11 protein-coding genes and 1 pseudogene are annotated in these 14,610 nt (G+C 75.1%); 8 read left to right on the forward strand and 4 right to left on the reverse strand.

Annotated features, from left to right (window positions below):
• The first annotated feature begins 36 nt into the window (after window positions 1-36).
• The 3 genes from CIK06_RS20695 to CIK06_RS20705 all read left to right on the forward strand — a co-directional run bounded on the left by CIK06_RS20695 (window position 37) and on the right by CIK06_RS20705 (window position 4,213).
• A complete protein-coding gene (locus tag CIK06_RS20695) occupies window positions 37-1,839 on the forward strand; it encodes a long-chain fatty acid--CoA ligase (protein WP_095566219.1) in 1,803 nt (600 codons plus the stop codon).
• A 77-nt stretch (window positions 1,840-1,916) separates the two neighbouring features.
• On the forward strand, window positions 1,917-3,536 hold the full coding sequence (locus tag CIK06_RS20700; RefSeq protein WP_095567998.1) for a GAF domain-containing sensor histidine kinase: 1,620 nt from the start codon (window positions 1,917-1,919) through the stop codon (window positions 3,534-3,536).
• A gap of 8 nt (window positions 3,537-3,544) precedes the next feature.
• Window positions 3,545-4,213 carry a response regulator transcription factor gene (locus CIK06_RS20705; protein WP_095566220.1) on the forward strand — a complete coding sequence of 223 codons (669 nt, stop codon included), beginning with the start codon at window positions 3,545-3,547 and terminating at the stop codon, window positions 4,211-4,213.
• A 160-nt stretch (window positions 4,214-4,373) separates the two neighbouring features.
• Here the strand turns inward: CIK06_RS20705 and CIK06_RS20710 are convergent, their stop codons facing one another.
• The 4 genes and pseudogenes from CIK06_RS20710 to CIK06_RS20725 form a co-directional block, all read right to left on the reverse strand.
• On the reverse strand, window positions 4,374-5,498 hold the full coding sequence (locus CIK06_RS20710; protein WP_095566221.1) for a glycosyltransferase family 4 protein: 1,125 nt from the start codon (window positions 5,496-5,498) through the stop codon (window positions 4,374-4,376).
• Window positions 5,495-6,772 (reverse strand): M48 family metallopeptidase, encoded by a 1,278-nt coding sequence (locus CIK06_RS20715; RefSeq protein ID WP_095566222.1) that lies wholly within the window; start codon window positions 6,770-6,772, stop codon window positions 5,495-5,497. The genes CIK06_RS20710 and CIK06_RS20715 overlap by 4 nt, the downstream gene beginning before the upstream one ends.
• A 151-nt stretch (window positions 6,773-6,923) precedes the next feature.
• On the reverse strand, window positions 6,924-7,142 hold the full coding sequence (locus tag CIK06_RS20720) for a hypothetical protein (protein WP_095566223.1): 219 nt from the start codon (window positions 7,140-7,142) through the stop codon (window positions 6,924-6,926).
• A 250-nt stretch (window positions 7,143-7,392) separates the two neighbouring features.
• A pseudogene (locus tag CIK06_RS20725) lies at window positions 7,393-8,921 on the reverse strand (NYN domain-containing protein).
• A gap of 129 nt (window positions 8,922-9,050) precedes the next feature.
• On the opposite strand from CIK06_RS20725, the gene CIK06_RS20730 reads away from it, so the two are divergent.
• The 5 genes from CIK06_RS20730 to CIK06_RS20750 all read left to right on the forward strand — a co-directional run bounded on the left by CIK06_RS20730 (window position 9,051) and on the right by CIK06_RS20750 (window position 14,586).
• Window positions 9,051-10,787 (forward strand): DEDD exonuclease domain-containing protein, encoded by a 1,737-nt coding sequence (locus CIK06_RS20730; protein WP_095566224.1) that lies wholly within the window; start codon window positions 9,051-9,053, stop codon window positions 10,785-10,787.
• Window positions 10,788-10,930: 143 nt separating this feature from the next.
• Complete coding sequence (locus tag CIK06_RS20735; RefSeq protein ID WP_095567999.1) at window positions 10,931-12,715, forward strand: bifunctional (p)ppGpp synthetase/guanosine-3',5'-bis(diphosphate) 3'-pyrophosphohydrolase; 1,785 nt, start codon at window positions 10,931-10,933, stop codon at window positions 12,713-12,715.
• 43 nt (window positions 12,716-12,758) lie between these two features.
• A complete protein-coding gene (locus tag CIK06_RS20740; protein WP_095566225.1) occupies window positions 12,759-13,289 on the forward strand; it encodes an NUDIX hydrolase in 531 nt (176 codons plus the stop codon).
• Between the two features lie 70 nt (window positions 13,290-13,359).
• The gene (locus CIK06_RS20745; RefSeq protein ID WP_095568000.1) at window positions 13,360-14,214 is read left to right on the forward strand and encodes a sugar phosphate nucleotidyltransferase; all 855 of its coding nucleotides are present in this window, start codon (window positions 13,360-13,362) and stop codon (window positions 14,212-14,214) included.
• Between the two features lie 84 nt (window positions 14,215-14,298).
• The gene (locus CIK06_RS20750) at window positions 14,299-14,586 is read left to right on the forward strand and encodes an Lrp/AsnC family transcriptional regulator (RefSeq protein ID WP_095566226.1); all 288 of its coding nucleotides are present in this window, start codon (window positions 14,299-14,301) and stop codon (window positions 14,584-14,586) included.
• Window positions 14,587-14,610: the final 24 nt, after the last annotated feature.

Genomic DNA, 14,610 nt, shown 5'->3' on the forward strand with positions numbered 1-14,610 from the left:
GTCGCGCGGGCAACGAGTACGTACGAGGGAGTTCAGGTGCGCGAGTTCTCGGTCCCCCCGGTCGTCACCGTCGGCGAGGCGGCGAACCTGACCGATCCGGTCTGGGCGAACGCCTCGGCCGCCCCCGACTTCGTCCAGTTCGTCCGGCCCGCCCCGGACGGCGGACCGGGCTGGACCGACGTCACCTGCCGGCAGTTCCGGGACGAGGTGGTGGCGGTGGCCCGGGGGCTGATCGCCGCCGGGATCGAGCCGGGCGCCCGGGTCGGGCTGATGAGCCACACCCGGTACGAGTGGACCCTGCTCGACTACGCGATCTGGGCGGCCGGCGCGGTGACCGTGCCGATCTACGAGACCTCCAGCGCCGAGCAGATGGCCTGGATCCTCGCCGACTCGGGCGCGGTGGCCTGCGTGGTCGAGACCAACGCGCACGCCCTGACGCTGGCCGGCATCCGGGACCGGCTGCCCGGCCTGCGGCACGTCTGGGAGATCGAGACCGGCGACCTGGAGGGGCTGCTCGCCGGCGGCGCCACCGTCGACCCGGCGCAGGTCGACGCGCGGCGGGCCGGGGTGCGCTCCGGCGACCTGGCCACGATCATCTACACCAGCGGGACCACCGGCCGGCCCAAGGGCTGCGCGCTGACCCACCGCAACATGTACGCGGACATCGCCAACGCGATCCCGGTGCTGCCCGACCTCTTCCACGAGGGCGCCTCGACCCTGCTGTTCCTGCCGCTGGCGCACGCGTTCGCCCGCCTGATCCAGATCGGCGTGGTGTTCGCCCGGGCCACCATGCTGCACGCCCCGGACGCCAGGAACCTGGCCGAGAACCTGCGGGCCTTCCAGCCCACCTTCCTGCTGTCGGTGCCGCGGGTGTTCGAGAAGGTCTACAACGCCGCCGCGCAGCGCGCCGAGGCCGACGGCAAGGGCAACATCTTCAGCCGGGCCGAAAGGGTCGCCGTCGCGTACAGCCAGGCGCTGGACACGCCGTCCGGCCCCGGCCTGCGGCTCCGGCTCCAGCATCGGGCCTTCGACCGGCTGGTCTACCGGAAGCTGCGGGCGGCGCTGGGCGGCCGGTGCCGGGCGGCGATCTCCGGCGGCGCGCCGCTGGGTGCCCGGCTCGGCCACTTCTTCCGCGGGATCGGCGTGACCGTCCAGGAGGGCTACGGGCTCACCGAGACCTCGCCCGCGGCGGCCGTCAACCTCTCCGGCGCCGTCCGGATCGGCACCGTCGGCCGGCCGCTGCCCGGCGTGACGCTGCGGGTCGCGGACGACGGCGAGGTGCTGGTCAAGGGCGACATCGTGTTGACCGGGTACTGGAACAATCCGGACGCCACCGCCGAGGCGCTGCGGGAGGGCTGGTTCTCCACCGGCGACCTGGGACAACTGGACGACGACGGCTACCTGACGATCACCGGCCGGAAGAAGGAGATCATCGTCACCGCGGCCGGCAAGAACGTCTCCCCCGCGGTGCTGGAGGATCTCGTCCGGGCGCATCCGCTGGTCAGCCAGTGCGTCGTGGTCGGCGACCGACAGCCCTTCATCGCGGCCCTGGTGACCATCGACCCCGATGCCTGGCCCAACTGGCTGGCCGCGCACGGCCACCCGGCCGACACCCCCGTGGCGGACCTGCGGGAGCACCCGCAGTTGCGCGCCGAGATCCAGGAGTGCCTCGACGAGGCCAACCGGGCGGTCTCCCGGGCCGAGGCCATCAAGCAGTTCCGGGTGCTGCCGACCGACTTCACCGAGGCCGGAGGTGAGCTGACCCCGTCGCTCAAGGTGAAGCGGAACGTCGTACACAAGACATACGCCGCGGAGATCGCGGCAATCTACGAGAGCTGACTACCATCCGTCAGGTGTCCGCGCCGAGAATCGCCCGCATCCACCCGCATCCGTTGGCGGTGACCGCGCGCCTGGTCATGCTCGCGCTGGTCGCGGTGCTGATCCTGGTCGCCACGCGGGATCCGGTCCAGCTCGAATGGGTGGTGCTGCTCGCCGCGGCCGGCGCCCCGGCGGCGCTGGCGCCCCGACACCGGCTGTTTGGGCCGCTCGGCCGGTTCGCCGAGGTGGTGATCATCGCGTTGGCCGCCAGCCAGGTGGCGGCGGCCGCCGCCGGCGACGGCTGGGGCGCCTCGGCCGTACTGCCCTATCTCGCGGTGCCGCTCACCGCGGCGGCCCTGAGCCGGCGCACCGTCGAGGGGTCGGCGCTGATCGGCGTCACCGCGGGCGTCCTGCTGGTCAGCGGGGCCGTCACCACCGCCGCCGCCGGCGAGCGGCAGCTCGTCCAGCCCTGGTACCTCGCGGTCTGCGCGCAGTGGCTGGTGCTGGCCGCGCTCGGGTTGTACACCGCCGCCACCTTCCAACGGGTGGTCCGGGCGCGTGGCGCCGCGCAGCCGCAGCCGTACGCCGAGGCGACCCGGCTGCTCACCCAGCTGCGCAGCGTGGCGCGGCAGCTTCCCGGCGCCACCCTGGATCCCGGCGGCATCTCCGAGCACCTGGTGGAGGAGCTGCTCACCGTGACCCGGGCCGACCGGGCGGCCGTACTGTCGGCCAGCGGCGGCGGCCGGCTGGTGGTGCTCGCCCAGCGCGGGGCGGACCGGGTCGACTGGGAGACGACGCTGGACGCGGACTCCGCGATCGCCGACGCCTGGGCCAGCCAGCAGCCGCAGACCGCGCACCGCTCGCAGGCCCGCTCGCACCCCGGCGGGGACGTCTCGGCCCTTGTCGTCCCGCTGGTGGCGGGCGTACGGACGGTCGGCCTGGTCGCCCTGGAGGCGGACGTGGCGAGCGCGTACCCGCTGCCGGTGGTGGCCCGGGTGCGCGCGCTTACCGATCCGGCCGCGCTGCGGCTGGAGGCGGCGCTGCTCTTCGACGAGGTCCGGTCGCTGGCCACCAACGAGGAGCGGCAGCGGCTGGCCCGGGAGATCCACGACGGGGTGGCGCAGGAACTCGTGATGGTCGGCTACGGGATCGACAACGCGTTGGCCACCGTGCACTCGGACGCCAAGGAGACCGAGGAGGCGCTGCGGACGCTGCGCGCCGAGGTGACCCGGGTGATCACGGAACTGCGGCTGAGCCTGTTCGAGTTGCGCAGCGAGGTCGACCGGCACGGCGGGCTCGCGGCGGCCATCGCCGAGTACGCCCGGACCGTGGGTGCCTCCGCCGGGCTGCGCGTGCACCTGTCGCTGGACGAGTCGACCGCCCGGCTGCCGGCCGCGACCGAGGCAGAACTCCTCCGGATAGCCCAGGAAGCGGTCACCAACGCCCGAAAGCACGCGAGTGCGGCAAATCTCTGGGTCACCTGTGAGGTGGATCCCCCGTACGCCCGAATAGAAGTGTCGGATGATGGTCAGGGCATCGCTGACCAGCGGCCCGACGGGCGGTACGGTCTTGCGATCATGGCAGAGAGGGCGGAACGTATCCGGGGCCGGCTGGAGATCAGTCCTCGCCACCCGAGCGGCACGACCGTCGCAGTGGTGGTCGGGACCTCCCCTCGGCGAGACAACGTGCGCGGTAGCACCGCACCAGAAGGGGAGTAGCCCGGAACATGACCACCAGCCCCATGCCGACGACACGCACCAAGGTCCTGCTCGTCGATGATCACGACCTGATCCGCAAGGGACTGCGGCACGCCTTCGAACGAGACCGGCAATTCGAGGTGGTTGGCGAGGCCGCCACCGCCGCCGAGGGCGTCCGGCAGGCCGGGGCCCTCCAACCGGATGTCGTGATCATGGACCTCCGGCTGCCCGACGGCAGCGGACTGGAGGCCACCCGGGCGCTACGCAAGTCCAGCTCCACCATGGGGATCGTGGTGCTGACCATGTACGCGGGCGACGACCAGCTCTTCGGTGCCCTGGAGGCCGGCGCGAGCGCGTTCGTGCCCAAGACCGCCCCCGCCGACGAGGTGGTGGCCGCCGCCCGGCACGCGGCCTCGTCACCCAGCGCGTTCACCGCGGCCGACCTCGCCGAGGCGATGAAGCGCCGGCTCGCCCCCTCCGGCCCGCAGCTCAGTCCCCGCGAGGGCCAGGTGCTGCGGCTGCTCGCCGACGGCATGAGCGTGGCCGGCATCGCCAAGCAGCTGTTCGTGAGCGAGTCGACCGCCAAGACGCACATCTCGAAGCTCTACGAGAAGCTCGGCGCCGCCAACCGCGCCCAGGCGCTGATGACGGCGCTGCGGCTCGGGCTGCTTGAGGCACCGGACGCGCCCAAGTTCTGATCGACCGTTTCTGATCGACCGTCCGGCGTCCCGGCCCGACCCCGTCGCGGGTCCGGGCCGGGACGCGGACGGTACTCAGGCGGCGGCACTCGGGCGACGGTACGCAGGGCGGCGGCGCTCAGGCGGCGCTACGCAGGCGCCGGCGCTCCGGCAGCGGGGCTCAGGCGGCGAGCAGTTCGGCCAACCGGGCGGCCTGCCGGTCCCAGCGCCACTCCCGATCCGTCCAGGCCCGCCCGGCCGCGCCCATCCGGGCCGCCAGTGACCGGTCGGTGAGCAGGGTGACCAGCCGGTCGACCAGGGCCGCGCCGTCCCGCCCGCCGACCACGAAACCGGTCTCGCCGTCCCGGACCGCGTCCGGCGCCCCGCCGGAGTCGCCGGCGATCACCGGCAGGCCGGTGGCCGACGCCTCCAGGTAGACGATGCCCAGCCCCTCCACGTCCAGGCCGCGGTTGCGGGTCCGGCAGGGCATCGCGTACACGTCGCCGGCCGCGTAGTGCTCGGGCAGCTCGGCCCAGGAGACCGAGCCGGTGAAGACGACGTCCCGCTCGACGCCGGACTCCCGGGCCAGGCGTTGCAGCCTCGACCGGTACGGCCCGCCACCGACGACCAGCAGCGCCGCGTCCGGCACCCGGCGGCGGACCGCCGCAAGCGCGCGGATCAGCGCGTCCTGCCCCTTGCGGGGCACCAGCCGGGACACGCACACCACCACCGGACGGTCGGTGAGGCCGTACCGGGCCCGCACCGGGCCGCCGTCCACCCCCGGGTGGTACGTCTCGACGTCCACCCCGGGAGCGAGCCGGCGCAACTGCGTGAGCCCATCCATCACCGGCGCGAGCCGGCGCCGGGTGTACTCGCCCAGGTAGGTCACCACGTCCGCCCCCCGGGCCACGCGGCGCAGCAGCGGCCGGCTGCCCGGCACGCTCGTCCAGCCGGCCTCGTGCCCGTGGGTCAGCGCCACCACCCGGTCCACCCCGGCCCGCCGGCGCAGCCCGTCGGCGAGCAGCCCCAGCGGGGCCGCGGCGCCGAACCAGACGGTGTCGCAGCCCCGGTCCCGGGCCAGTTCCGCGGCCCGGCGGGCCACCCGGGGGGTCGGCAGCAGCACCGAGGTCGGGTCGCGGACCACCTCGAACGGCTGTTCGGCATCGAACGCCGCGGCGTCGCGCCAGGAGGAGGTGTACACCACCACGGAGTCGGCCGGCTGGCCGAGCGCGAGGCGGTGCACGAACACCTGGATCCCCCCGGGCCGGGGCGGGAAGTCGTTCGTGACCAGCAGGGTGCGGTTCACCGGCCGGCCTGCCGCGGGTACGCCCGGGCCGCCGCGATCCGCTCCACCGTGGACGGGTGGCTGGCCGAGTAGAGGTACTCCCAGCGGGGCGGGTCGGGGTCGCTGAGGTTGACCGCCGAGAGCCGCCGCTGCATCGCCTCGAAGGCGTCGGGGTCGCCGGTGAGGGCCAGCGCGTGCGCGTCCGCGCGCGCCTCCACCCGCCGGGAGAGCAGGGCCTGCGCCGGGGCCGCGACGATGCCGGCCACCGCCAGCACCGCGAGCAGCAGCGGCAGCGCCTGCGGCTGCGCGATGCCGTCCGCGCCGACGGCCCGCTCCACCCCGGCCGCGCGGAGCAGCCCGGACCACTCCCCCAGCAGCCGGACCGCCACCACCGCCAGCGCCACGGAGAGCGCGCCGAGCACCGTGCCGCTGACCACGTCCCGGTCCCGGGCGTGCCCCAGCTCGTGCGCCACCACGGCCACCACCTCGGCCGGCGGCGCCTCGGCGAGCAGGGTGTCGTAGACGACGATCCGCCGGGTGGGCCCGAGACCCGAGACGTAGGCGTTGACCGCCCGGCTGCGCCGCGACGCGTCGGCGACCAGCACGTCGTGCACGGGCACCCCGTCCCGTTGCGCCAGGGCCAGCAGCTCGGTGCGCAGCGGACCCGGCTCCATCGGGGTGAACCGGTTGAAGACGGGTTCCACCAGCACCGGCAGGATGAACGAGAGCAGCACCACCAGCGCCGCCGCCCCGGCCGCGCCGAACGCCCACCACCAGCGCGGGGCGAGCCGGGTCACGCCGTAGAAGCCGAACAGGGCCACCGCACCGATCACGGCGGTCACCGCGTACGAGCGCAGCAGGTCGCCGGCCCAACCGCCCCAGCCCTGGGTGGACAGGCCGTACCGGACCACCACGGTGTGCCGCCAGGCGGCGAACGGCAGGGTGACCAGGTCGGCCAGCAGGATCACGGCGATGCCGCCGAGCACCGCCTCGGCGACCCAGTGCCCGCCGAACGGGCGGCCGACCAGGCGGACCAGGCCGGACCCGAGCGGGGTGAGACCGAGCAGCAGGGCGACGAGCAGCCCGATCGCCATCGAGGCGTACCGGGCGGGTCGGAGTGCGGCGGCGAACGCGCGACCGCGGGCGACCTGGCTGGCCGGCAGCTCACGCAGGGCCGCCAGCTGGTCGGCCCGCGGCGCCGGTGGCCGGCTCCACGGCACCAGCAGCAGCGCCGCGAGCAGCAGGGCCACGGCGATCCCGATCAGGGTCGCCGCCGCCCATGCCCGTGGACTCATCGGCCCGCTCCTCCCGCCGCCGGTGCGCGTCGGCCCATCCTAGGGCGTGCCTCGCGGATCCCCGCGGAGCGCGGCGGAGTCCGGCCGACGGTCGGGCCCGATGCCGACGGCCCGGCGAGATGGCGGCGGTCAGGCGACGTGCCGGCGGCGGTCAGGCCACGTGCCGGCGGCGGGCGCGGCCGGTCAGCGGCGCCGCGACGGGCGCCGGCGCGGCCAGCACCTCGACGTCGAACCCGGCCCGGGCGAACGCCTCGATCGCCCGCTCCTCGGCGGCGGTCAGGCCGCCGTCCGGCGCCTCGATCAGTGCGCTCACCAGGCATCCGTCGCAGGATCGCCCGCGGACGGCGCAGGTATCACAGTCGATGAGCATCGCGTCTCGCCCCTCCTCACGTACGCCGGCGGCCCCTGGTCGTGAGCTGGCCACCGTCCGTGACATCGACGCTAGTCGGGGGGTACGACAAAACCGGTCAGGCCGTTCGCGGCGGGCACGAACCGGCCATCCCCCGTACGCCCCGCCGCACCGCCCGGGGCGGCGACCTGCCGGCCCACCGGCTCCGGGGATCGTGGGGGCGTGCCGGTGCGCCGGGAGCAGCGCGGCGGGCGGGGTCGGGCGCGGGCGGTCAGGACCGGGCCAGCCGGCGCAGCAGGGCGTCGGCCCCCAGCGGGTACGCGCCGTGCCGGCGTACCCCGTCGGCCACCTCGCGGTCGGAGGAGATCACCACCACCGGCCGGCCGGCCGGTTCGGCCCGGACGAGCCGGCGGATCAGCTCGTCCGCGGTCTCCCCCTTGCGGGAGAACAGCACGCGGACCCCGCGGGGCGCCGGCGGCAGGCCGTGCACCCGCTCGGCGCCGTCGAACACCACGGTCACCTCGTCGCCGGTCCGCGCGGCCAGCCCACCCAGGCCGCCGATCAGCCGCTTGCGCTGCTGCTCCAGCGACATCTCCCCGAAGCCCCGTTTGGTGACGTTGTAGCCGTCCACCACCAGGTGCGCCCGGGCAGCGCCAGCAGTTCGTCCAGCCGGGCCGGATCGTCGGTGTCCAGCGCCCGCGCTCCCGAGCGGCCCGCCGGCCGGTCACCGGGTCGGGCCGCGAACTCGTCGGCCACGAAGTCCGCCGGCAACCGGCTGGCCGGATCCAGCGCCAGCTCCCGACGCAGCCCCACGGCCGCCTGGCCGATGGTCTCCAGCAGCAGCCACAGCCGGGCGTCGTCGACCGATCGGGCCTCCTTCGCGCTCTGCCGGGCCGCGCCCGCGGCGCTCTCCGCCTCGGCCAGCCTGGCGCGCAGCCGGCGCAGCTCGCTGTCGTGGTCGGCCGCGGCGCGGTTGGCGCGGCCCTTCTCGGTCGCCAGCAGCTCGCCGAGCCGGCGTTGCTGTGCCTGCGCCTCCCGCAGCGCCCGGGCCTGCACCCGGGTCTCCTCCCGTAGCTGGCCGAGTTCCTCGCGGACCCGGGCCAGCTCGTCGCGCAGCTTGTCGGCCTCCACCCGGGCCACCGCGCGGTCGTGTTCGGCGCGGGCGATCCGCTGCTCCGCCTCGCGGACCGACTCGGCCACGGCCGCGCTGTCCGCCTCGGCCCGCACCGCCGCCCCGCTGGCCGCCACGAGATCCACCCAGCCCGGCGGCCGGATGAGGTACGCCAGCGCCGCCACCTGCACCGGATCCGCCGCCGCGGGCACCGTGCCGGCGCTCAGCGCGGCACCCAGTTCCCCGGCGTCGGACAGCGCGCGGGCGCCGATGCGCTGCCGGAAGAGCGGGTCCGCGGCGAGTTGGGCGGCGATCGCGGCGCCGCCGAGCCGGGCGCGCCGGTTCGGCGCGAACTTGGCCACCCGGCGCAGCGGCACCGGCACCTCCTCGCCGGGCAGCGCGGGCAGGGCCGCCGCGGCCAGCGTGATGACCCGCTGGCGGGCGGGCTCGGGCAGCGTCGGTTCCACCTCGCGGGCCGGTTGCGCCCCGGTCCCGGCCTCGGGCCCGGCACCGTCGACCGGATCGGCGGGACCGGGAGCCCCGGCGGCCACCCCGGACGCGTCGCCACCGGCCCAGGACGGCGCCTTGGACGCGTCGCCACCGGCCCAGGACGGCGCCGCGGAGGCGCCGGTCGGGCCGGTCGCCACCGGGCCGGCTGGGCTGTCCGGGCTGGGCTCGGGGTGCGACATCTGACAAGTCTCCCACCGCCGTCCAGCGGCCCGCCCGGTACGTCGAGTCAATGGGCGACCTGCGGTGTTACCGCCCGGATCGGCCACCCTGCGTGGGGAAGTGTCGTACGGGGCTTCTAGCCTGCCGCCGTGGCACAACCCGAGTACGTCCAGGACACCATCGAGGGCCTGTTCGATTCGCCCGCCGGCATTCCTGACGATCTCCCGTTGCACCGGACCACGTTCGTGGTGCTCGATCTGGAGACCACCGGCGGCTCGCCGGACGGCGGCGGCATCACCGAGGTCGGCGCGGTGAAGGTACGCGGCGGCGAGGAGCTCGGGGTGCTGGCCACCCTGGTCAACCCGGGCGAGCCGATCCCGCCGTTCATCACCGTGCTGACCGGGATCACCCAGGCGATGCTGCTGCCCGCGCCGCCGATCGAGCAGGTGCTGCCCAGCCTGCTGGAGTTTCTCCGCGACGCGGTGCTGGTCGCGCACAACGCCCCGTACGACGTGGGCTTCCTGAAGGCGGCCTGCGCCCGGCACGGCTACGCCTGGCCCAATCCGCGGGTGCTGGACACCGCCGCGCTGGCCCGCCGCGCGCTGACCACCGACGAGGTGCCCAACCGCAAGCTGGGCACGCTCGCGGCGTACTTCCGGACTCCCCGCCAGCCCAGCCACCGCGCGCTGGCCGACGCGCAGGCCACCGTCGACGTGCTGCACGGCCTGATCGGCCGGTTGGGCGGGCACCGGGTGGACACGATCGGCGGGGCGATCGAGTTCTGCCGGGCGGTCAGCCCCGCGCAGCGCCGCAAGCGGCACCTGGCCGACGGGCTGCCGCGGGTTCCGGGCGTCTACATCTTCCGGGCCGCCGACGACCGGCCGCTGTACGTGGGGACCTCGGTCGACATCGCCACCCGGGTGCGCAGCTACTTCACGGCGGCCGAGAAACGGGCCCGGATCTCGGAGATGCTCGCCGCGGCGCAGCGGGTGGAGGCCGTGGAGTGCGCGCACGCGCTGGAGGCCGAGGTGCGCGAGCTGCGCCTGATCGCCGCGCACGCGCCGCCGTACAACCGGCGGTCGAAGTATCCGCAGCGGGTGGTGTGGCTGAAGTTGACCTCCGAGGCGTACCCGCGGCTGTCCATGGTGGCCAAGCTGTCCGCCGGGGACGAGGCGTACCTCGGCCCGTTCACCTCCCGCCGGGCCGCGGGGCTGGCCGCGGACGCCCTGCACGACGCGCTGCCGCTGCGCCAGTGCACGCACCGGCTGTCCACCCGCAGCACCCTGCCGGCCTGTGCCCTGGCCGAGCTGGGCCGGTGCGCCGCGCCGTGCGAGCACCGGATCTCGGTGGCGGACTACGAGCGGCGAGCCGCCGGGGAGTTCCGCCGAGCCACCACCGAGGACCCCGAGGCCGTGGTGGCGGCGCTGCTGGAGCGGATCGAGACGCTGTCGAGCGCCCAGCGGTACGAGGAGGCGGCCGTGGTGCGCGGCCGGCTGGCCGCGGTGCTGCGGGCCACCATGCGGATGCAGCGGCTGCTGGGGCTGGCCCGGATCGCCGAGCTGTCGGCCGCCCGGCGCAGCGGGGACGGCGGCTGGGAGCTGGCGGTGGTCCGGCACGGCCGGCTGGCCGGGGCCGCCCTGGCCCGCCCCGGGGTGCCGCCCCGGGCCACCCTGGAACAGGTGCTGGCCACCGCCGAGACCGTGCGTCCCGGTCCGGGGCCGGTGCCCAACGCCACGGCCGAGGAGTCCGAACGCATCCTGTCCTGGTTGGAACGGCCGGAGACCCGGCTGGTGGCGACGTCGGAGCCGTGGGCCTCGCCGGTCCGCGGCGCGGCGCGGTTCCGCGACCTGTTGACCACCGCGGAGGCGGCCGCCGGCAATTGGTAGCCGAACGACGATGAGTAACCACCCATTCGGCCAACCGATGCTCGCTTACTCTGGTAGAGAAGTGCAGTCGTGCCCGATTCGTGGCCCGCTGTCGCCCGTTCGGTTCAGCGGCGGTGGCGTAGCCGGGTGAGGAGGTGTCCCGGGTGGACGTCGACGCCGGTCGCGGCGCCGCTTTCGGTGGTTCCCTCCCCGCGGACTTCCCGCTGGCCCGGCGGCTGCGCACCCTGCTGTCCTGGCCGCCGGCCGACACCGATCCGGTCACCGCGCTGGTGCGCACCCACCGGGCCGTGCACTCCAACGGTGACGCCGCGGTGCTGCGCCGCGCGTACGCGATCGCCGAGAGCATGCACCGGGGGCAGTTCCGCAAGAGCGGCGAGCCGTACATCACCCATCCGCTCGCGGTGGCGCAGATCTGCGCCGAGCTGGGAACGGACACCACCACGCTGGTCGCGGCGCTGCTGCACGACACCGTCGAGGACACCCGGTACACGCTGGACGCGCTGGACAGCGACTTCGGACCCGAGGTGGCGCTGCTGGTCGACGGGGTGACCAAGTTCGACAAGGAGTTCTACGGCAAGGCGGCCGAGGCCGAGACGATCCGGAAAATGATCATCGCGGCCGGCAAGGACGTCCGGGTGCTGATCATCAAGCTCGCCGACCGGCTGCACAACATGCGCACCCTGGACGCCCGCTCGCCGGCCTCCCGGGCCAGGATCGCCCGGGCCACCGCCGAGGTGCTGGTGCCGCTCTGCGACCGGCTCGGCATCCAGATGCTCAAGCGGGACCTCGACGACGCGGTGCTCATGCACCTGGAACCCGAGGAGTACGCCCGGATCGAGGCGTACGTGCTCGGCGCCCAGCGGGACCGCGAGCCGTACCTCGCCCGGGTGGTCCGGGAGGCGCGGGTGGTGCTGCGCCGCGACAAGATCACCGCGCTTGTCGACTCCCGCCCCCGGCACCTCTACTCGATCTGGAAGGACACCGTGGCCGGCGGCCACAGCACGCCGTACGACCTGCCCCGGCTGTCCGTGGTGGTCGACGGCCCGGACAACGACTGTTACGCCGCCCTGGGCGCCATCCACGGGCTCTGGCGGCCGGTGCCGGGCCGGTTCAAGGACTACGTCGCCTCCCCCAAGAACAACCTCTACCGCTCGCTGCACACCACCGTCTGCGGCCCCGACAACCGGTCGGTGGAGGTCCTGATCCGGACCACCGCCATGCACCGCTCGGCGGAGTACGGCATCGCCGCGGACTTCCGCTACCCGAAGCCGGGCGCCGGCTCCGCGCCCAGCGCCGAGCAACTCGCCTGGCTGCGCCGGGTGCTCGACTGGGAACAGGAGACCGCGGACTCCAGCCAGTTCCTCCAGTCGCTGCGCTGCGACCTGGCCGAGTCACAGGTACAGGTCTTCGCCGAGGGCCGCCAGGTGGTGCTGCCCGCCGGGTCGACGCCGGTCGACCTCGCGTACGAACTCGGCCCGCACCGCGGGGATCACTGTCTGGCCGCGAAGGTCAACGGCCGGTTGGCCCCGCTCAGCTCGGAACTGTGCGAGGGCGACGTGGTGGAGATCTTCACCGAGGGCGACGCGCACGCCGAACTGGACCTCGCGGTGGCGCCGCCCGGCCCCCGCCGGGAGTGGCTCGGGTTCGTGAAGTCCCCGCAGGCCCAGCTCCAGATCAACAGGTGGTTCGCCCAGCACGAGGAGCCCGGCATCTCGATCGCCGACAAGGTACGGCTCGGCCGCGCGGCGGTCGGGCTGGCGCTGCGCCGGCACAACCGCGGCCTGGCCAGCGACCGGCCGCTGAGCCAGCTCGCCGACGAGCGCGGCTATCCGGACGTGGACACCATGCTGGTGGCGGTCTTCGACCGGACGCTCGCCCCGGAGGACGTGGTGGAGCAGCTCATCGCCCTGGTGGACGATCCGGATTGACCGGCCCGCCCGACCCCCCGCCGGCAACCTCTAGCCTGGAATCGTGACCGCAGCCCTCGCCCGCGTTCCCCGCGCCGTCCTGTACCGCGTCTTCTACCGGTTGCCGGTCAAGTTCCGACACCGGCTGGTGCGGCTGGCCGTACCCAAGTACATCGTCGGCGCGGTCGCCGTCGTCTGGGACGCCGACGCGCCGGAGCCGGGCCGGTTGCTGCTGCTGCGACAGCCGCCGGGACGCAAGTGGGGGCTGCCGGCGGGCCTGCTGCGCCGGGCCGAGCCGCCGGTCGTCGGCGCCGCCCGCGAGCTGGCCGAGGAGAGCGGGGTACGGCTGCGGCCGGACCAGCTCGCACCGGCGGTCCCGAACGCGATCGTGCACGCCCAGGGCTGGGTCGACATGGTGTTCACGGCCCGGATCCCCGCCTCCGGGGTCGAACTGGTGGTGGACGGCGCGGAGGTGTACGAGGCGGCCTGGCACCCGGTGGACGGGCTGCCCACGCTCACCACCAACACCGCCCGGCTGCTCGGCCTCTACGGCATCGGCCCGCGCGCCGCCGGTGGCCGCGGGCCGGCGCGGTGACCGGGCCGGACGGGTCGGCGGCCCGGACGACCGGCCCCGCGGGGCGGCGGCACGCCCGCCGGTCTGCGCGGTGCTGCTCGCCGCGGGCGAGGGGCGGCGGTTGCGGCCGCTCACCGAGCACCTGCCGAAGGCGCTGTGCCCGGTGGGAAACGTGGCCCTGCTGGACCGGGCGCTGGCCCGGGTCGCCGGGCTGGGCCTGACCGGCCCGCACGACGTGGCGGTCAACGCCTGCCACCTGGCCGACCAGGTGGTCCGGCGGGTGGGCGCGCGGGCCCGACTGTCGGTGGAACCCGGTCCGCCGCTGGGCACGGCCGGCGGCCTGGCCCGGCTGCGGGACTGGACCGCGGACCGGGGCGTGCTGGTCGGCAACGCCGACGGGTACCTCGCCGACCCGGCCCGACCGCCGGGCGCCGACATCGCCGCGCTGCTGGACGGCTGGGACGGCCGGACCGTACGGCTGCTGGGGGTGCCGGTGCCCGACCCGGACGACCCCGGCGAGTTCAGCGGACACCGCTTCGCCGGCTTCTCCCTGCTGCCGGCCCGGTACGTGCACCGGCTCCCGGCGGACGAGCCCAACCTGGTCCGGGCGGTGTGGCGGCCGGCGGAGGCGGCCGGCGAGCTGGAGATCGTGCCGTTCGCCGGGACGTACCTGGACACCGGCACCCCGGCCGACTACCTGGCGGCCAACCTGCACGCCGCCGGCGGCGCCAACCTGATCGATCCGACCGCGACGGTGACCGGAGCCTGCGCGCAGGCCGTGGTGGGGCCCTCGGCGGTGGTGCACGGCACCGTCGAGCGCGCCGTGGTGTGGCCCGGCGAGCTGGTCGACCCGGCCGAGCGGCTGCGTTCGGCGGTACGGTTCGGCGGCGGCCGGACGCTGCCGGTCGCGACGCGGACCGGCCGGCGCCCGGCAGGCACGGCCTAACATGAGCGGGACGGTCCCCGTCGCCTGGACCCGCAGCGGTCGCCGCGTGGTTCCCCAACAGTCTCCAGGAGAGGAGCACCACCGGTGATCACCGCGATCGTGCTGATCGACTGCGCCACCGACTCGATCCCCGAGGTCGCCGAGACGCTGGCCGAACTGCCCGGGGTGAGCGAGGTCTACTCGGTCGCCGGCAACACCGACCTGATCGCCATCGTGCGGGTCCGGGAGTTCGACCAGATCGCCGAGGTCATCGCCGGGCGGATCTCCAAGGTGCCCGGTGTGACGAACACCGAGTCGCACATCGCCTTCCGGGCGTACTCGCAGCACGACCTGGAGCAGACCTTCGCGATCGGCCTCGCCGGGGCGGACTGACACGGGTACGGGTGGGTCCGGCCG

Origin of the sequence: Plantactinospora sp. KBS50, from assembly GCF_002285795.1 — a bacterium.
In the GTDB taxonomy this organism is placed as follows: domain Bacteria; phylum Actinomycetota; class Actinomycetes; order Mycobacteriales; family Micromonosporaceae; genus KBS50.

What these genes read in the sequence shown, in the direction of transcription:
- CIK06_RS20705 (WP_095566220.1), top strand. Translation starts at nt 3,545, where the DNA reads ATGACCACCAGCCCCATGCCGACGACACGCACCAAGGTCCTGCTCGTC.
- CIK06_RS20720 (WP_095566223.1), bottom strand. Translation starts at nt 7,142, where the DNA reads ATGCTCATCGACTGTGATACCTGCGCCGTCCGCGGGCGATCCTGCGAC.
- CIK06_RS20715 (WP_095566222.1), bottom strand. Translation starts at nt 6,772, where the DNA reads ATGAGTCCACGGGCATGGGCGGCGGCGACCCTGATCGGGATCGCCGTG.
- CIK06_RS20700 (WP_095567998.1), top strand. Translation starts at nt 1,917, where the DNA reads ATGCTCGCGCTGGTCGCGGTGCTGATCCTGGTCGCCACGCGGGATCCG.